Raw genomic sequence first — 17,102 nt, 5'->3', positions numbered from 1 at the left:
TCCATAGACATACTATTTTTTCAACTTAATAAAAAATAATAATTTAAAGGAATATAGCTATGGAAGTTATTAGCATTCGTCCAAACTTTATTAAAACTTTTAATAATCCAAATAATGATTATTTCTGTATAGTAACTAATGAATCTTTGGAGGATAAAATTAAAATCACTGATGATTCTAACTATATTGAAAGTAAGATTATTTTATATAAACCTAATGATAAGTTTGAAAATTTACTGGAAAATGTAATACCTGAGAATTCTCACGTATTAGTTATTTCTCCTGATGTTTTCTTTCAATCACCAGATCAGAAACATATTGGAAGCAAAAGGAAGTTGATTGCTATGGCATGCAATTCGACTCCAACCGATATAAATGCCATAAAACATTTTATGGAAATAATTGAAAATACTGATCCAGATAGCCAACAGGAATTTGCTGATAGATTCTTTGGTATTGGTGAAGATTCAGATTTTTTAAGCTTTGTAGATCCAGTGAACAATACGTCAGCAACATTTAATCATTTAGATGAAAGTTATCTATGGAGTGAACAAGCTGGTCATTTGGGTTATGGGGAACAACAATTAGCTCCTGCAGGGGAAATTAGTGTTTTACCTTTGAGAATTCAAGAGTTTGATGAAACTTTACGTTTAGATTTTAACGGAACAATTGCATTACATGGAGTTCCAATTTTACATAATGGAACTGTTAGCTTCTTGCGAGAGGATCAAAAAAGAATATTTGATCAACTTATTGAAATCAAACATAACCCGATTATTGCTACTGTTGAAAATGGTGTTATCACTGCTCTCAGTGATCCAACTGGCAAATGTCCAAATGCTCTAAATATGTTAAACAGTATGTTTAATGTGGATTCCAGATATAGAATTCTTTGGGAAATTGGATTTGGTGTAAATACACACAATAAAATACTCGATGGAAACCAAGCTATGAATGAAACCTTTGGTAATACTGATGGTGCTATACATTTTGGTTTAGGTTTAACACCATATACACAATACCATTTAGATATAATTTGCCCAAATACTGTGGTTAAAAATAATAAGAATGAATACTTGATTGGAAAAGAAGGGAAAAAGATATTACGAAATAAATCAATTGGATGCCCTTGTATAGAATGATAACTAATACATCATTGCTAAGCAGAAGTATACCTGTTTGCTTAGCATTAACACCTATCGGTTTATTATTTGGTATTCTTGCTGGCCAACAGAACCTTCAACATTATGAGGTTCTATTATTAAGTATTTTCGGATTTTCGGGGAGTGGACAGTTTGCGCTCTTAAGTTTTTATCAGAATAACTTTGTAGATATTGGATATTTAACAGCATTTTTACTTATATTAAGTATGAATGTTAGATATATTCCAATGACATTAATAAGTACTCCAAAAGATATTAAACTAAGTTCAAAAATTGTTTATTGCCATATACTTTCTGATGAATCTTTTGCTACTGAGAGATACACAGATACATATCATGATCATCTCAAAATCCGATTATATATTTTCTTTACATGGGTTCTATCTACTCTAGCTGGTCAGATATTATCGTCATATATACCTAATTATATATTAGGTTGTTTAAATGTATCATTTCCTATTTCTGCAATTTTGTTTACTTTAAGCTTTATTAATATAAAACTTAAAACTACGAAAAAGAATATTAAAGTTATATTTGTTCTATTTTTAGTGACTGTTTTATCCTTCTTTATTTTTGGAGAAAGATTTTTTTGGATACCAGCAATTCTAACTAATTATATTATTTTTAGGAAATTTAAATGAATACAAAACTATTAATTGGTGTTGTAATATTATTTTCTATAAGTGTTATTGTCAGAATAGCACCTGCATTTGTCAAAAATAGACTGAATAGTGAAACATTAGACAATATTGAGCAAGTTTTACCAATATGTGTTTTTATACCTATGTCAGTCTATTTTTTTATAACTGAAATACAGAAAAACTTTTTACCAGCTATTATTTCATTCATATTTATATTTATCTTGTTGCAGATAAAAAGTAATAATCTTGTGACAATTATTGGTTCGATACTGTTATTTATTTTTATTAAGAATTTTACAAACCTGAGCTAATCATTCTCTTAAAACTGCTTCAATATTATTACCATCCATATCAATTAGAAAAGAGGCATAATAATTAGTACTATAGTTCAATCGGTATCCTGGTTTTCCATTATCCTTGGCTCCAACTTCTAAGCCCATTTTATGAAAAGCAATAACCTCATCTTTTGATTTAGCTGAAAAAGCAAGATGTACTTTACTGCGGATGCCGTCTTCTGAACTACTCGCTATCCAGAAATAAACTCTATTATTCATTCCAAAACCATAAGCAATTATATTTTTATTATCATCTTTTCGTTTTTTTAAACATTTATATCCAATACTCTCTAATAGATAAGTATAAAAATTATAAGCTAAATCTAAATTAGTTACTTTTAATTCAATGTGATCTATCATAGTTATATATGTTAATTATAAAATCAGATTTAATCTAACATGAAATTTATATAATTAGCTATAACTGTTGTACTTTTAAAATATTATCTCTTGTTAATGAAAAATAGTTTAGTTTCTTATGGAGTGATGACTATTGAAAAGAAGATAGTGATTCCAAATGAATATGTTACTGTAGAGCGAACTTTGAAGGTTGATAAGTAATATATTTAAGTTATCATCGGTTGTCTTTTCCCGAGACCCCTGTGCCAAAGCAGAACCTTAAATTTCTCTAATGGATTTTCTGAAAGTGTCAGACTCTCAAAATTTGAACTGGTATATTTATCGAGTATTCTCATAATATGAATGACTTAGTTTTTTACTTTACAAATTAAGTAGTTATTAAATTCTATAAAAAGGGTGGATGTTGTGTTTATCGTTGAAATTATAAATGCTGGGGTTAAGAAAAAAGCAAAAATAAATAAAATGTTCTTAGATAAGGGGCCTTTCTGTATTTACTATATTCATGATGAACATGGTTTTCCTAAGCCTATTGCTCGATGTGACCATATAGAAGAAGTTGAAGTCATAAGAGACTTAACTACAAAAAAGGTAACAACAAAAGGTTATGAACTTTCGGAAACGACAACCTCTACTTCAGATTTAATAACTCGAACCTTGTTGGGTGGAGCATTGAAAGGTACAACTGGAGAAATAATAGGAGGTGTAACAGCAGCTAAAAAAACTCAAACTGTGCAAGTGAGTCAAAGTACAGAAGAAATAGATAAGCATTTATTACAGCTAAAAGTTAAATTCTTGGATGGAAATACTTTAATAATTAACACGGATAATCCAGAGGTCATGGAGTTACTATTTTCTTATGTTGGTGTTCAGTCTATTGATGAGAGTGATTTACAAGAGCTAAGAAAATTATCTTTACAACAAAGAGATAAAGAAAAGTTAAGAGATTTTAAATTTGCCAGCGATCAAGAATCTTATGAACAGGCAAATCAAATAGCTACTGAAAAGCTTGCTCAATTTAAGCATGCTAGCCAGCAATCTTTACTATGGCGGAGCTTATTTATATCTTTTTTAATTTCTTTTATCGTTGCTTTTCTACTCAAAAACTTTATAGGTTTACTAGTCTCTTTTATAGTTTTCCTAATTTTAGGTCTAGTTATTTCAAAGGTTATTTATACCAAACTTAATTTTCATAATGAAAGTAAAAAAGCTAAATACCATGCTTTATTTGAAGAAGAAGTGTTTAAGCAAATTACTTCAATAAGAGATAAAAAGTAGAAGCAAAAGATTGTAAGATTTACTCAGGTTTTTCTATGATTGATAAAAGTTTTTTTTGGGATTTTTTAGAAGAGTTATCTCCCTTTAGGAGTAAATCTTTCTTTTTTGTTTTCATTTTTATTGTTGTTTTTGTAGCAATTAATATTCCAATAAATAGCTATTCTGGAATAACGCTAAGTTCTAGGTCAGATCTTCTAGATGTTCAACATCGGATATTGTTTGATATATCTTTTATTGTGACTTTTGCTGTAAATATTTATTTATTAATGGTCTATTTCTTAAAAGGTATTTCAGCTAAATTAAAGAGAAATTTAATAAATACAATGGGAAAAGCTGTTAGTAAGAGGGAACAAAAGAAAAATTCAAGCCCTAAAGAAATGGTTTTGTTCCATATGATTTATTTAATCTCTTTTTTGGGTTTTTTTCTGACACCACCTTCAACTTCAGTTAAATATAGTTGGATAAACCAAGGGAATATTTATTTAGACTTTATAATTCTTTATATATTTTGTCTTGGTTTTATTTTTTTAAATTTATTTTCCATTATTTCAAGAGAAGCAAATAAGAATGATAGAACTCTAAACTTTTGATTTTTCAGATATTTTTCGGATAGTTTCAAATACACATAATATAACTTTCCCAAGGCCCCCGTGCCACAACAGAACTTTAATTTTTTGCGCTGATTTAAAGTTATCCACCATTGCGACACAGAGATAAGGGAGCTAAGCGAAACGCTTAGCCCATGTCTTCTTTATCGCACCGCCGCATCACACTAAAAAAAGTAGGGGCAAAGTCCTGTGGGAGAGCAGGACTTTGCAAACTGACATGTTCTAACCGTTGCATAAGCTGATGCGAATACACTTGTTCAAGCCGTTGGTAAATACAGTCGCAACTCGCGAGGGTGTGCCCACCCGACAGGCAAATTTTTTCAAAATCCTGCTGAGTGTGTATGTCACAACCAGAAACGCTGTAATCGCCTACAACAAGGCCTAAAACCAAAATAGTTTTATAAAATTTCATATTATTCTCGTGATGATTTGGGGATTTATCAGTGAGAAAAAATAAATCGTTATATTTAAAGTTTTAAAATCATTTTTTTAGGATGTAATTAATCCACCTATAAAATAAGGAAAATAAAATGATTTAAATTTTAAAATAAAAATAATTTATAAATTAAAAACTTTAGATAATAAAAATTCTAAGTTTTAAATAAATAAAAAGTTTATAAGGGAGAGGGGATAAGTTTATATAGTGGCATGGTCAACTCCTTAGAATGTATGGAGTCCTACCACCGAAAATCACCGTCAATTGATTTGGGTGGTAGAACGAAAAGGGGTTAGCAGACTGGGATCCAAGGAACCAGCACGCGCAAGCGCGTCCCCCTCCCGTCCTACCGCAAAGAAAAGGGACGCAAGGGTCTAACGACTTATAGTGGAACTATAACCCGCCATGGATCTACGGTCTGCTAAAACCGACTGGCAATGTAGGCCAGCGGGACCATAATAATCATAAGTTTTTAACAGGTCAATTCAATTTAAATAAAATATTATAAAAATTTTAATTATAATTTTATATTTTAATTAAACTCAAAAGTTAGTCCATTTAAATAGGTAAATTAATAAATATAATAAAGTTAAACTAAACCAATATATAAATTTTAAAATGCATGAAAGTAACTCATAAATATAAAGTTCGGGTCTTTATCTTTATAAAGTTAATTATTTATTTTCTCTATAAAAATGAGTATCCTATTTCGAAATTAAAGAACTTGATGATATGAAAAAATTACTTTTATGTGGGGTCATTGCGGTTTGTACTACATTACATGCTGAAAATTTAACTTCGGTTAATGATATCTATAAATTAAGTGATCCAAGTGATCCCGCTTATAGTCGTATTAATCAGAATTCTAATAGATCTGTTAGAGAACTTGGACAAAATACTGTAGGCCCAAGTGAAGAAACTGTGTTTCAACTGCGGCACAAGAAGCGCGAAATCGAAAGAAAAGATGCATTGTGTAAAGCTGCTTTCGAGATGGCTGCTAATATTATGAATGAGCGTCAAGCCGGAGTGAGTAAAGCAATCCAACTACAATCAAATTTGCAGACGGCTTATAGATCTCCTGAGTACACAAAATATCAGGTGTATTTAATAAATAAAGCCTACGATGAGCCTGTTTATGCAAAAACAGTGGCAACATATTATGTGAGTCAGGAATTTGCCTATAAATCATTTTTTGAATGCAAAAAAAGTGTATATAGCTTAATTCCATAAGCTGAAAGGCAGTTTTTAAAAGCTAAGCGTTGAGCTTAGCTTGAACTTAAAACGTATAACGGTAATTAATTAATACACGGTGCTGGTCCCAATCTTTACGGGTCATGCCATTTATTTTTTCACCTGGGTTTGCATTTTCAAACTTTGACTCATAATGCAAAAATGAATAACGCACATCTAAGTTTTTCACCCACGGCAAGGCATAACTCACCGTAAAGTCAAAGTAACGCTCTTTACCCTCAATATCACTGCTAATGTTACTTTGGTGAGCGCCAAAGCCATAAATATACTTCGTCTCGGTTTTTAAACCTTTCACATAGTCTTTCCAGTTATATTTCAAGCGCACGGCAACAGCGGTTTCATCATTATTGGTAAAGTCTGGGCCAATGGTCGCAGAAGTCGGAAACGGGTTGGTGCCGTGGTCTTGCGTTAAAACCGAATTGCGGGCCGAGTGCACGGCAAAGTTATCTTCAATCCAAAAACCATCAAACTTTGAAACGGCAATGCCGCCTTCAATATTATTCTTGGCTACATTTACATCGACAAAATAACCATTACCACGGTTGTTAATATCTTGGTCTTTGACACAGTCCAGCTCGGTTTCGGCTCCGCATTTAAACAGTTTGCCATCATCACGCGAGAAAAAAGCCCCTGTGTTGAATGTCCACACAAGGCCATGCAAGGGCAATTTATATTGAGCAATCGCCCCGTACTTTTTTAAATAATCTTTGCTATTTAAATATTCGGCATTCACGCTCCAGTTTTTGTACTGATACTTGGCACCAAGTAAACCGACATAATCAATGCGCTCGTCATTTTCAGTCACCAGTTTTTCAAATGAGTCCATGCTGCGTGGTTTCCAGCGGTCATAGTAGGCGATGTAAGTCTGTAGCTGATCATTCAGTTGAAACTGACCACTCGCTCCCGAAAAAGTGTCGGGCACTGCGCGGTTATTGGTGCTTTTAAGCAACAGCGAATCTTGCAACTGGCGACCTAATTTAATTTCACCTTTGTCGCCCAGTTTTGCTTTGATGTAGAGCTGCCCTAAAGTTGCAAAGTTTTGGTCGAGTTTGCCGTTATTTTCCACTTCTAAAAGCTGAGCGCTCGGCTTGCCAGAGTCAAATAACTTGGTGACTGCATAGAGTGAGCCATCCACCCCAAGCCAGTCCCACAAGTACGGTGACTGATAATTTAACTCAAGCCCTAAAGCGCTTTGTTCATATTCACTCGACGAAGGTGAAGGGTTAGCAAGCGTGGGGTGAGCAGTACCTTCATCGTTCCAGTAACGGGTGTTAAGTTTTAATTCTAACTTGCCAAATTCTTGAGGAAGCTCTGCATAAGCGTTACTTACGCTGCCTAAACCAATACAGCCCCATAGCAAATATTTATTCATTTTAAATTCCTTTTTTAAGCATGAATAAGCCCTTTGCCTAACGCTGTGGTTAGGCAAGCTTTTTATGAAATGGATGAATTAAGGAGAGAGTTTTTCGAGCACTTGGCCTTTGGTTTCAATGGCAAACAAGAATGTCACCAGACCACCAACGAGTGCCACAACGGCAAGCACACTAAACACATATTGAATGCCGTAACCACCAACAACCAGACCAACCATAACAGGTCCAATTGCAGAGCCAGCACGTAACCAAGCGGTACTAAAACCAATACCCATCGCACGTAGGCGAGTTGGGTAAAGTTCGGCAGCGTAAAGGTATAAAGAGAATGAAATGGTTTGCAAAATGGCATAGCTCAGCGTTGCTAAAATTACAACTTGCATGGCCGATTTTGCACCTAAAACCGAGAGGCTCATGAGTGGAATAATCGCCAAGAAAAACGCTGCACTGTACCAAGGGCGGCGGCCGACTTTATCAATCATTAACGCACAGATAATAGAGGCAATCACACCCACGCCCGAGGTAATCCAGCCATAACCTAAACTGGTTTGAAGCGACAGGCCAAAGTGTTGTTTGTAGAGAGATGGCAGCCAAGTCACCATGGCATTGTTCACCATATACACGCAAAACCACATGCCCCATAGGGTAAAGGTCCGTTTGCGGTAAATGCCACGGAACAGCTCGCGCCAATCGGTTTTTGCCATGCCTTGCGGGTTAATTTCTTTAACCACAGGTTCAGGCAAAGTTTTACCGCTTTTGATGGCACCGTCTTCAAAGCTTTTGACGACTTGATCCGCTTCTTTAAAACGACCTTTTGAAGCCAGCCAGCGTGGTGACTCAGGCAAGAAAAACCGTAAAGGAATGACTAGTAAAGAGGGAACGAGGCCCACAATAAACATGACTTTCCAGCCGTAAATTGGCATCAGGAAAAATGCCGCCATGCCTGCAAACATAAGACCGAGGGGGAATAAAACTTCATAGAGCAAGAAAAACTTACCGCGCTTTTCTGCACCAATAAACTCGTTAATGTAGGCACTCGCAACAGGCACTTCGCCACCTGTGCCAACACCTTGCAAGAAACGGAAAATTAACAGTGACATTCCGCTCCACGCAAACAGACAGGAAATGTCCATTGCCACAAACAGTAAAATGGTAAAAGACAGCACTTTTAAACGACCGACTTTTTCGGCAAGAGAACCAAAAAAGATCGCACCGACCAGTTGCCCGACATAGCCCGCAGCAATGATCGCACCGACGTAGGCAGGCGTCAGATGCCATTCGGTAATAAGTTGGGGTAAAGCAAAGGCAATCGCAAGAACAGTATAAGCGTCAAAAAAGGTCGCTATACCAATGGTAATACGCATAAATTGCAATCGTCCGGTGACGGGTAGTCGTTCGAGTCTTGCAATAATTTCCGCATTTTTTTGATGATGACTAATTTGTTCTACATCCGCTAGATTTGTCATCTTATATCTCCTTATCACTACATTCCTCGTAGTTTTGTTGTTCTATTTCGCACTACCTGTTCACCACAGTTTGCATGCTTTTTATTATTGTTTTTAAGAGACATGCCCGATGTTTGGCCTCAGGCAGCGTACAGGAAAAAAAGGCTAGCGTACATGCTAGCCCGAATGGAATTTAAGCAACGGCTTGGGTTAAATCGACCTTGCCAATTCCGGCTTGACGCATTGCATCATGAATTTCTTGTTCAGCACCATCTGCTAGTGGAAGCAGAGGCGAACGCACAGTGGCATGGTCCAAAATTCCGCGAGCAACCAATGCATGTTTAAGCGCGACGGTGCCTTCCATGTGTGAACCGCGGTGATAGACATTACGAGTCACTGGTAATAATTGGTCGTGAATCGCACGTGCTTTAGCATAATCTTTGGCTTTACCTGCCTTAATCATTTCAATTAACAGTTCAGGGGCAATGTTGCCATAGCCAACCAAAGCGCCGTCTACATCAAACATGGTATGAAGCAAATATTCATCGTGGCACGTCAACACCTGTAAGTCTGGACGTTCACGGCGAATAATCGGAATTTCAACATCCCAGCGACGCATATTACGCACACCATTTTTCATGGCAAATACACCTGGCTGTGCAGAAATATCGAGTAGAGTGTCTAGGTCATAAGTGGCCTTCGTTGCATCTGGATATTGGAATAAAATAGATGGCAACCCACTTTCTTCATAAATCGCTTTATAGCGGTCTTGTGGTGCACCTTTTTGATAGCCAAAACGCAACCAGCCATGTGAAGGGTAAATCAAACCTGCCGAAGCACCTGCGCTGACTGCACGTTTTGCTTCTTCTGCTGCAACCGAAGTACCTTCGAGTGTAATACCAGCGATTACCGGAATTTTGTCATCTACCGATTTAACAAAGCTTTCGATGACCTGCATTTGTTCTTTTTGCGACAAGAATGTTCCTTCACCTGCATGCCCAAGAACAACCAAGCCTTTCACACCATCAATACTGCCTAACCATGAACCTAAACGTTGAATTGCATTATGGTCTACTTGTCCGTCACGGGTAAAAGGAGTCACAGGTGCTGGGGTTAATCCACGTAAATCTAAACTCATAATCGTACTTCCTATACAGTGTAATTAAATATTCTCTGGTTCTTAATCTGACTTAAATCGTGTTGTAGAGAACATGATTGGAGTATAGAAATAGGTGAGCTATGTAGGAATTACCAATTCTTGAATTTCAGTTATACTGAAAATGTATGGCTCAAAATGCTGCCTATTTACGATTTAGGAAGAATCGATGAATTATGAATTATGGAAAATATTTTTAGATGCGGTGGAACTCGGTAGCTTAAGCAAAGTCGCGATGCTGCATAACACCAACCAACCGCAAATTAGTCGGCAAATGAACGAGCTTGAGGCTCAATGTGGCGGTCGTTTGTTTAACCGAACTGGCCGCGGCGTAGAACTCACCGATTTAGGCCAGCATTTACTTCCTAAAATTCGTTCATGGCTGAACGTGACCGATCAACTCAATAATGAAATTTTGCACTCGACCGATACCCCAATTGGTACGGTGCGCATAGCTAGTTTGCCGTCTACTGCACATCCGTTGTTATCGACCCTGTATAAAGTGCTTCAAGAGAAATATCCCTTAATTAAACTGTCGGTGCGTGAAGGGCAAGGGGTGCATTTAGAAAAATGGCTGGAAGATGGCAGCGTCGATTTAGCTATTCTTTATCGCTTTAACCCGACACCTAAACAGGGCGATGTTTATCTTACTGAAGCGGATACTTACTTGGTAGGCTGCGAAGGAGATACGCTCACTCAGGCAAATGAAGTCGAATTTAAAGCAATCAATCAGTTACCGCTGGTCACGTTTTGCAGGCCAAGTAACTGGCGCAATTTTTTAGACCACATGGCCTATGAAAATGGGGTAGAGCTAAACATTGTGTTTGAAGCCGACTCGATTAGTTTACAAACCCATTTGGTTTCCGAGTCTCGCATGTATACCATGCTGGGGCCGCAAGCGTTAAAAAAAGCCAGCCAATACACCTCAATTCAAGCCGCAAAAATTATTAACCCAGCACTCAAGCGCTATATTTCTTTGTCTATTTCTAAGCACGGCTATTTAACGCCTGCGTGTAAGGCAGTGATGGAAGAAATTAGGAATTTGGCTGATTTGCTTTAATCAACCCGTAACTTTATAACTGATACTGTTGCATGGTGAGCATCATAATTATTGTTGCTGTTTTGAAGACAGTGTTGCGACATTAAACAGTCTATGTTTTTACATGCTTTTTTGTTTTGATAAATGCTTTAGCTTTGATTTGTTTTTAAATATTTAAAACATCTTTGTAGTGAATTTAATGACTTTAAAAGAACAGGATGCTGTTTATGCCAGAGACCTCAATTCAACAAGAGACACAAAGTACATGGGCGCTATGTCGAGATCCTGTTTTATTGACTATGGTGGGCGGGGCAATTGATACCATTGGCTTTATCGCGTTATTTGGTTTTTTTACCGCGCATGTAACGGGCAACTTGGTACTGGCAGGAGCGGCTTTGGTGAAGGGCGGTACAGGTGTCTGGATTAAACTTGCTGCTATTCCATTGTTTATTTTGACGGTGGTGATTACCAAACTGTTAATTGACCGTAGTCAGGCCAAACACAAAACGCTGTCTTATTTATTTTTGTTTGAAGCTATTTTCCTGTGTGCCTTTATGGTTGCAGGGCTTTATTTCGAGCCATTTAAAAATGCCGATGCGATTACCGTTGCTATCACGGGTGGCCTCGGTCTAATTGCCTTGGCGATTCGTAATACTTCAAGTAAAACCCTTATTAAAAATATTAGCCCAAGTACTATGATGACAGGCAACACCACCCAGCTTGGGATTGATATTGCCAACTTGTTAAAAAACAATAATGAGGCTAATCGGGCAAGTTTGCTTAAAAGTGCCAGTATTGTGATTGGCTTTGTGATTGGTGCTTTTATGGGGGCTGTGCTTTATGTCTATTTTGACTTTTGGAGCGTAGCGCCGTTTATTTTACCTATCCTTTATTTTTCTTATTTGGCTTCACAGCAGAGGTTTAAACAAGCTTAAACAGAGCTGTTGAAAGAGCCTGAATTTAAAAAAATTCGGGCTTTTATTTTTTCAATAAAGCACCATTGAAGTTGAGCTGAAATTGTTCGTTCACAGCTTTACAGGCATAATGACGAATGGGGAAATACATTCGCGAAAGGAATGCACAATGACAAAGTCTGGCCATTATTTAGTGCTTGCAATAATGGGACTGCTGAGCGGTTGTCAGGTCATTCATTTAAAAGAAAGTAACTTAAGTAGCGCTTTAAAAAGTAAAAATGAAAGCATTTTGACTGACAATACTTTAAGCCATCAAACCCAAAACTTGCTGTATTTGGTCAAAGAAAATGAAACGTCTTGTCTGCAAAATTTTGATGATTGTTTAAAGAAAATTCAGGGACTGTCTGAAAATAGTAGCCGAGAAGAGCGTTATGCTGCGCTCAGTGAAATTTACTTGGCAAAAGCTTTAGATGTTGGTCGTAGTAGCCAATGTAATGTCACTCTTAAAAGTAACAGTTGTGTCGAGCAAGAGTTAGCACTGTTTGATAAAAGCTTACGTTATAGCTATGTCTATTTGTTTGACTCTGAAGAATCTCCTTTTGATCGAGTGTTTGACCATCGCCAAAATCAGGTGCGTATTTTTTATAACGTGGCTTTGTCAAAGCTCATGACCACGTATTTTAATCATTTAAATACGCTTCATTTCCCACCGTTACTAAAAGCAGATGGGCATGAGTACCACGTCAATTTTGATCATGCAGTAGATGTACAAAACATTGAAGTCGATACCTTTCGCTCTAGCTATAACATGAACTTTTCAGGGTTTAATACCGTCAACCGTAAGGATGGTTTAGGCGCCGAGTTTATCGTTGGGCGTAAGGAGCATGATGTAAATCATGGTTTCATTTTAGACCCCGATGCTTTTTACGCTCACCAGACTAATCCAAATATTCATTTACCACGCTTCTTTCCAGTGACGGCTATTGCCTACCCAAAACAAAAGGCCACAGCCGATCAGGTCATTGCTGGGGCAGATTTGGAAATTTCCATGTTCGACCCATATCGACAGGACCGTGTAAAAGTTGAAGGTGTGGACTATCCACTCACGGCAAACTATTCAGCACCTTATGGGCTTTGGCTGTCGAAATATAATTTAGGTGCAGCAGGTTATTGGTCTTTAATTAATAAAGAAGCCAATTTGATTATGCCGCATTTATATATGCTGGAACCCTTTAACCCGAATAAGAAGATTATTGTGTTTGTTCATGGCTTGGCAAGTAGCCCAGAAGCGTGGGTGAGTCTAACCAATGACATTATGGGCGATGCCGAATTAAGGAAAAACTATCAAGTCTGGCAGGTGTTTTATTCAACCAATATGCCGATTTTTGAAAGCCGTTTTCAGATTTATTCTTTGCTGAATCAGGCTTTTCAAAACGTTGCTAAAGACAGCTATGCTGCTCATGATGCTGTACTAGTGGGGCATAGTATGGGCGGAGTAATTAGCCGTTTATTGGTAAGCGATGCCGATATTTCAGAGCAAGCCATGCAAAAAATGAATGAAGCCCAGTTAAACCGTTTAAAAGAAAATCCGGTGGTGCTAGAGCGTTTTCAGTTCAAAGCTTTGCCTTATTTTAAGCGGGTTGTTTTTGTTTCGGCGCCGCATCATGGCACAGATTACGCTGACCGATGGTTTACCCAAATTGCTCGCCGTGTTATTCGTTTGCCTGCTGACTTTTTTATTGCGGTCGAAATGAGAGATGAAAAAAATACCAAACTCAGAAAAGGCTTAATTGAAAATGGAGCGAGTAATTTAAGTCGTTCATCTAACTTTATAAAGCTCACTCAAGCCATTCAGCCATCGTCCAACGTGGTGTATCACTCGATTATGGGCAATATAAATGGTACGACAGATAAGTCAAAAATGAGCGATGGGATTGTGCCGTATCAAAGTTCACATTTAGGTGGAGAGCAATCAGAACTGATTATTAAAGGTGGGCATTCAATACAAACTAGCCCTGAGGCGATTTTAGAATTACGCCGTATTTTAAGGTTGCATTTAAAGCAGTCACAGCCTTCAAAATAGAAAATTTTATTTTTAGAAAACCACTGCTGACAGGCTCAACAGTGGTTGAAATGATTAATTAAGCTGATTTTGTTTAAGTGATTTTTTATGCTCAAAGTAGCTAATTGAAAAAATAACCAAGCCGACCAAATACAACACACCAGACAACAACAGTAAGTCTAAACCTGCGGCATAGAGCAACCAAAGCGCATAAATTGAAGCAACACTTGCAATGGCAATATGCGGTGCGCGTTTATGGCGAATCGATTCTTTAAGATAAAAAGCCGACACCAGAAAATAAGGCAGCAAAATCATCACCGATGAAATCAGTAAAAGCTGAGTGTAGTTTTTATTGAAAAAATACACGGCAATCAGGGAGCCTTGTACCACAATAGTAGTGAGCCAAAGTGATGAAATCGGTACATTGTTTTGATTATTCTTTAAAAATAATTTAGGGAATGCACCATTTTTTGCGGCTAAAAATGGAATTTCGGTCGCAAATAACGTCCAGCTTAAATAAGACGATGAAACTGAAATAATCAAGCCGATGGTTATAACGATAGTACCTGGCAAACCGATCAGTTGCTGCAAAATGGTCGCCATAGATGGGTTATGCATGCCTGCAAGGGCTTCACGACTTGCCACACCATAAGCCAATACCGTCACCATCACGTAAAAACTTAACGCCAGTAACACACCTAATATAGTCGCTTTACCAATGTCATGACGCTTTTTTGCACGTGATGATAAAACCACCGCACCTTCAATACCGGTAAATACCCAAAGGGTAATCAGCATCAGGTCTTTTACTTGCTGCCAAAGCGGAACTTTTAAAGAGAAGTCATGTAAGTTGAGTTTGAACAAATCAAACTTAAAGGCAATAAAAGTAAAGAAGATAAAGACCACCATTGGAATAATTTTGGCAATGGTTGCCAGTAAATTCACAATGGCAGCTTCCTTAATACCTCGGCTTACTAACCAGTGCACCAGCCATACAAAAATGCTTGATCCAATCAGAGAGTAGAGCGTATTGCCTTCACCAAAAATAATGTGGTCTTTGCTGTCGGTAAACATGCCAACGCCTGAAAAGGCAATGACCACATAGCCGACAATACCAATGGTGGTACATAACCAATAACCCCACGCCGAGCAAAACCCGATGAGGTCTCCAAAGCCTTCCCGCGCATAGTTATAAATACCGCCATCTAGATCTGGTCGTTGACGGGTTAAATGCAACAATGACAGGGCTAAGAAAATAATGCCGACTCCGGTAATGAGCCATGCAACAAGAAGGGCAGAGCCGTTGGCAACTTGAGCCATATTTTGGGGAAGGCTAAATACGCCTGACCCCACCATAGAGCTAAATACCAGCGCTGTAAGAGACAATAGTCCGATTTTGGCAGCAGACATGGTATTTATTCTTTAAAAAATTGAGAAAGTTCAGCAATGTGTTCTGGTCCAATACCGCAGCAACCACCCACTAAACTTGCACCTGCTTGCTGCCATTGTTTCGCAAAACCAAGATAAGCTGGAGCATCTAAGTCTTTACGAATTTCATCCAGACCATCGTTGGCAGTAGCGCTTTCATCTTGCGGTGGGAAAGCGTTGGCATAGGCACCAATTTCTACAGACTCAGGAATGAGTCCTTTAATTTCATTAATTGCTTGCAAGATCACTTCAGGCTGGCAGCAGTTAAACAACACTGCTTTGGCATTGGATTGCTTGATGAAATCCGCCACTTGCTGCATGTTTTCGCCTGAACGAAGTAACGCTTGTTCTTGTTTAATTTCATCTTGCAGCGTAAATGATACCCAATAGTCCTTACCATCTTGTGGCAATAACGCGTGTACTGTTTCAACTTCTTTTAAGCATGATTGAGTTTCAGCGAGCCAAAAATCAACTTCTGGTGCCAATGTATTAATAATTGGCTCAGCTAGGTTCTTAGCCTGTTCTGGTTGGAACAAGTCGGCGCGGTAAGAACCAAATAACGGCGGTAAGCAGCCTGCAATTTTGACATTTTTGCCGCTTTCTTTAACTGCATTTTTTGCTTGTTCGATGGCAACTTTAATTAAACGTACGCCGTCAGTTTCAAAGCGTTCTTGTCCAATATGAAAGGGCACAACCGCGTAGTTATTGGTGGTAATAACTTCTGCACCAGCATTGATAAAGTCGAGATGAACTTCTTTTACTGTTTCAGGTGCTTCAATCAGTGCAAGTGCAGACCACTCTGGTTGACGAAACGGAGCGCCACGACGGGCCAATTCACGGCCTAAACCGCCATCTAAAATCTTCATAAATTACAACATAACGGGAGAAAAATAATTCAGTTAATCTAGCGTGTAGACGAGCCGTGTTCAATCGCGAATATGCTCGATATATTTCTAAATAAATTAGATTGTTATGAATATTTTTTCTTAAAAGGAATTCTGTAAATGATGTTCAGTTTTACTGATGAACTTCATGTGAAAAAGAACACGTATTTAGTTGAAAATATAGAATAAAAAATGATCTTACAACGCACCATATTGTTGCCAGCTTTCGCCTGTATGCTGTGTTTTATAATAGGCTTGAAGTTGTTTAAGTTGTGAAAAATGTATACCTGACCACACCAATAAACTAATAAATATTAAAACTTTAGATAAGCTGCGAATTTTACTTACGTGAGTAAAAGCCAACAAAACAAAAAACAGTGCGGGTAAAAATATAAAGAACTGAATAGGTGAGAAAAATAGATGAGTCGTGCTGAAATATAATGCGGCTGCGCTCATGAGCACATTTAAAACAGCACATAGTTTTTGATACTTACCGAGCTTAAATGCATAAGCGGTTATGGCAAATAATACGGCTGAGCTGACATAAATGGCTGTACCGCCAATCATCCACATATAAAACCCGCTTAACAAAAGATAAGCCAGTAGCAAAACAAGTGCGAGCTTAAAACAAAATGACAAGAGGCGAGGTGATGAGTTTAAAGGCGTCATAGCTAGTCTAAATATCTCAACTGAGGTCTTAAAAAACAAAAGGACGAATCGAAATTCATCCTTTTG

17 protein-coding genes are annotated in these 17,102 nt (G+C 37.6%); 9 read left to right on the top strand and 8 right to left on the bottom strand.

What is annotated here, in order from left to right; all coding sequences use genetic code 11:
- Positions 1 to 59: 59 nt before the first annotated feature.
- Genes ACIF8R_RS05985 through ACIF8R_RS05975 form a run of 3 tightly spaced genes read left to right on the top strand, consistent with a single transcriptional unit; the run spans position 60 to position 2,115 of the window.
- Positions 60 to 1,142 carry a hypothetical protein gene (locus ACIF8R_RS05985; RefSeq protein WP_107973871.1) on the top strand — a complete coding sequence of 361 codons (1,083 nt, stop codon included), beginning with the start codon at positions 60 to 62 and terminating at the stop codon, positions 1,140 to 1,142.
- Positions 1,139 to 1,804: an AzlC family ABC transporter permease gene (locus ACIF8R_RS05980; protein WP_396479706.1), complete on the top strand. Its 666-nt coding sequence runs from the start codon at positions 1,139 to 1,141 to the stop codon at positions 1,802 to 1,804. Before ACIF8R_RS05985 ends, ACIF8R_RS05980 begins: the two co-directional genes overlap by 4 nt.
- Positions 1,801 to 2,115: an AzlD domain-containing protein gene (locus ACIF8R_RS05975; RefSeq protein ID WP_396479704.1), complete on the top strand. Its 315-nt coding sequence runs from the start codon at positions 1,801 to 1,803 to the stop codon at positions 2,113 to 2,115. The genes ACIF8R_RS05980 and ACIF8R_RS05975 overlap by 4 nt, the downstream gene beginning before the upstream one ends.
- Here the strand turns inward: ACIF8R_RS05975 and ACIF8R_RS05970 are convergent, their stop codons facing one another.
- Complete coding sequence (locus ACIF8R_RS05970; protein WP_396479703.1) at positions 2,116 to 2,499, bottom strand: VOC family protein; 384 nt, start codon at positions 2,497 to 2,499, stop codon at positions 2,116 to 2,118. It lies immediately after the preceding gene.
- Positions 2,500 to 2,904: 405 nt separating this feature from the next.
- Here ACIF8R_RS05970 and ACIF8R_RS05965 point away from each other — a divergent pair, with 405 nt between their 5' ends.
- Positions 2,905 to 3,774 carry a hypothetical protein gene (locus ACIF8R_RS05965; RefSeq protein WP_396479701.1) on the top strand — a complete coding sequence of 290 codons (870 nt, stop codon included), beginning with the start codon at positions 2,905 to 2,907 and terminating at the stop codon, positions 3,772 to 3,774.
- A gap of 35 nt (positions 3,775 to 3,809) precedes the next feature.
- Entirely contained in the window at positions 3,810 to 4,364 is a 555-nt protein-coding gene (locus tag ACIF8R_RS05960) for a hypothetical protein (protein WP_396479699.1), read from the top strand.
- 145 nt (positions 4,365 to 4,509) lie between these two features.
- Here ACIF8R_RS05960 and ACIF8R_RS05955 read toward each other — a convergent pair whose 3' ends face one another.
- Positions 4,510 to 4,794 (bottom strand): hypothetical protein, encoded by a 285-nt coding sequence (locus ACIF8R_RS05955; RefSeq protein ID WP_317333249.1) that lies wholly within the window; start codon positions 4,792 to 4,794, stop codon positions 4,510 to 4,512.
- A gap of 756 nt (positions 4,795 to 5,550) precedes the next feature.
- Between ACIF8R_RS05955 and ACIF8R_RS05950 the strand changes: the two genes are divergently transcribed.
- Positions 5,551 to 6,048: a hypothetical protein gene (locus tag ACIF8R_RS05950; protein ID WP_396479697.1), complete on the top strand. Its 498-nt coding sequence runs from the start codon at positions 5,551 to 5,553 to the stop codon at positions 6,046 to 6,048.
- Between the two features lie 46 nt (positions 6,049 to 6,094).
- Here ACIF8R_RS05950 and ACIF8R_RS05945 read toward each other — a convergent pair whose 3' ends face one another.
- The 3 genes from ACIF8R_RS05945 to ACIF8R_RS05935 form a co-directional block, all read right to left on the bottom strand.
- Positions 6,095 to 7,441, bottom strand: coding sequence for an OprD family outer membrane porin (locus tag ACIF8R_RS05945; RefSeq protein ID WP_396479695.1), 1,347 nt, complete (start codon positions 7,439 to 7,441; stop codon positions 6,095 to 6,097).
- A gap of 78 nt (positions 7,442 to 7,519) precedes the next feature.
- Positions 7,520 to 8,905, bottom strand: coding sequence for an MFS transporter (locus ACIF8R_RS05940; protein WP_000182797.1), 1,386 nt, complete (start codon positions 8,903 to 8,905; stop codon positions 7,520 to 7,522).
- Positions 8,906 to 9,077: 172 nt separating this feature from the next.
- Entirely contained in the window at positions 9,078 to 10,022 is a 945-nt protein-coding gene (locus ACIF8R_RS05935; RefSeq protein WP_000050876.1) for a dihydrodipicolinate synthase family protein, read from the bottom strand.
- 187 nt (positions 10,023 to 10,209) lie between these two features.
- On the opposite strand from ACIF8R_RS05935, the gene ACIF8R_RS05930 reads away from it, so the two are divergent.
- The 3 genes from ACIF8R_RS05930 (at position 10,210) to ACIF8R_RS05920 (ending at position 14,076) form a co-directional block, all read left to right on the top strand.
- Positions 10,210 to 11,100 (top strand): LysR family transcriptional regulator, encoded by an 891-nt coding sequence (locus ACIF8R_RS05930; RefSeq protein WP_396479693.1) that lies wholly within the window; start codon positions 10,210 to 10,212, stop codon positions 11,098 to 11,100.
- Between the two features lie 206 nt (positions 11,101 to 11,306).
- On the top strand, positions 11,307 to 12,014 hold the full coding sequence (locus ACIF8R_RS05925; protein ID WP_396479691.1) for a YoaK family protein: 708 nt from the start codon (positions 11,307 to 11,309) through the stop codon (positions 12,012 to 12,014).
- A 148-nt stretch (positions 12,015 to 12,162) separates the two neighbouring features.
- The gene (locus tag ACIF8R_RS05920; protein ID WP_396479689.1) at positions 12,163 to 14,076 is read left to right on the top strand and encodes a lipase family alpha/beta hydrolase; all 1,914 of its coding nucleotides are present in this window, start codon (positions 12,163 to 12,165) and stop codon (positions 14,074 to 14,076) included.
- Positions 14,077 to 14,130: 54 nt separating this feature from the next.
- Here the strand turns inward: ACIF8R_RS05920 and ACIF8R_RS05915 are convergent, their stop codons facing one another.
- The 3 genes from ACIF8R_RS05915 to ACIF8R_RS05905 form a co-directional block, all read right to left on the bottom strand.
- On the bottom strand, positions 14,131 to 15,465 hold the full coding sequence (locus ACIF8R_RS05915; protein ID WP_396479687.1) for a basic amino acid/polyamine antiporter: 1,335 nt from the start codon (positions 15,463 to 15,465) through the stop codon (positions 14,131 to 14,133).
- A gap of 5 nt (positions 15,466 to 15,470) precedes the next feature.
- Positions 15,471 to 16,349 (bottom strand): homocysteine S-methyltransferase family protein, encoded by an 879-nt coding sequence (locus tag ACIF8R_RS05910; RefSeq protein ID WP_396479685.1) that lies wholly within the window; start codon positions 16,347 to 16,349, stop codon positions 15,471 to 15,473.
- 216 nt (positions 16,350 to 16,565) lie between these two features.
- On the bottom strand, positions 16,566 to 17,036 hold the full coding sequence (locus tag ACIF8R_RS05905) for a hypothetical protein (RefSeq protein WP_396479683.1): 471 nt from the start codon (positions 17,034 to 17,036) through the stop codon (positions 16,566 to 16,568).
- Between the last annotated feature and the right edge of the window lie 66 nt (positions 17,037 to 17,102).

Source organism: Acinetobacter sp. ABJ_C4_1, from assembly GCF_044538495.1.
In the GTDB taxonomy this organism is placed as follows: domain Bacteria; phylum Pseudomonadota; class Gammaproteobacteria; order Pseudomonadales; family Moraxellaceae; genus Acinetobacter; species Acinetobacter nosocomialis_A.
The sequence above is the reverse complement of the archived record's forward strand: the minus strand, read 5'-3'. Positions and strand labels throughout refer to the sequence as shown.

Coding starts and splice junctions, on each gene's coding strand:
- ACIF8R_RS05940 (WP_000182797.1), bottom strand. CDS start 8,905: ATGACAAATCTAGCGGATGTAGAACAAATTAGTCATCATCAAAAAAAT.
- ACIF8R_RS05970 (WP_396479703.1), bottom strand. CDS start 2,499: ATGATAGATCACATTGAATTAAAAGTAACTAATTTAGATTTAGCTTAT.
- ACIF8R_RS05950 (WP_396479697.1), top strand. CDS start 5,551: ATGAAAAAATTACTTTTATGTGGGGTCATTGCGGTTTGTACTACATTA.
- ACIF8R_RS05915 (WP_396479687.1), bottom strand. CDS start 15,465: ATGTCTGCTGCCAAAATCGGACTATTGTCTCTTACAGCGCTGGTATTT.
- ACIF8R_RS05930 (WP_396479693.1), top strand. CDS start 10,210: ATGAATTATGAATTATGGAAAATATTTTTAGATGCGGTGGAACTCGGT.
- ACIF8R_RS05975 (WP_396479704.1), top strand. CDS start 1,801: ATGAATACAAAACTATTAATTGGTGTTGTAATATTATTTTCTATAAGT.
- ACIF8R_RS05945 (WP_396479695.1), bottom strand. CDS start 7,441: ATGAATAAATATTTGCTATGGGGCTGTATTGGTTTAGGCAGCGTAAGT.
- ACIF8R_RS05925 (WP_396479691.1), top strand. CDS start 11,307: ATGCCAGAGACCTCAATTCAACAAGAGACACAAAGTACATGGGCGCTA.
- ACIF8R_RS05955 (WP_317333249.1), bottom strand. CDS start 4,794: ATGAAATTTTATAAAACTATTTTGGTTTTAGGCCTTGTTGTAGGCGAT.
- ACIF8R_RS05960 (WP_396479699.1), top strand. CDS start 3,810: ATGATTGATAAAAGTTTTTTTTGGGATTTTTTAGAAGAGTTATCTCCC.
- ACIF8R_RS05905 (WP_396479683.1), bottom strand. CDS start 17,036: ATGACGCCTTTAAACTCATCACCTCGCCTCTTGTCATTTTGTTTTAAG.
- ACIF8R_RS05935 (WP_000050876.1), bottom strand. CDS start 10,022: ATGAGTTTAGATTTACGTGGATTAACCCCAGCACCTGTGACTCCTTTT.
- ACIF8R_RS05910 (WP_396479685.1), bottom strand. CDS start 16,349: ATGAAGATTTTAGATGGCGGTTTAGGCCGTGAATTGGCCCGTCGTGGC.
- ACIF8R_RS05985 (WP_107973871.1), top strand. CDS start 60: ATGGAAGTTATTAGCATTCGTCCAAACTTTATTAAAACTTTTAATAAT.
- ACIF8R_RS05920 (WP_396479689.1), top strand. CDS start 12,163: ATGACAAAGTCTGGCCATTATTTAGTGCTTGCAATAATGGGACTGCTG.
- ACIF8R_RS05980 (WP_396479706.1), top strand. CDS start 1,139: ATGATAACTAATACATCATTGCTAAGCAGAAGTATACCTGTTTGCTTA.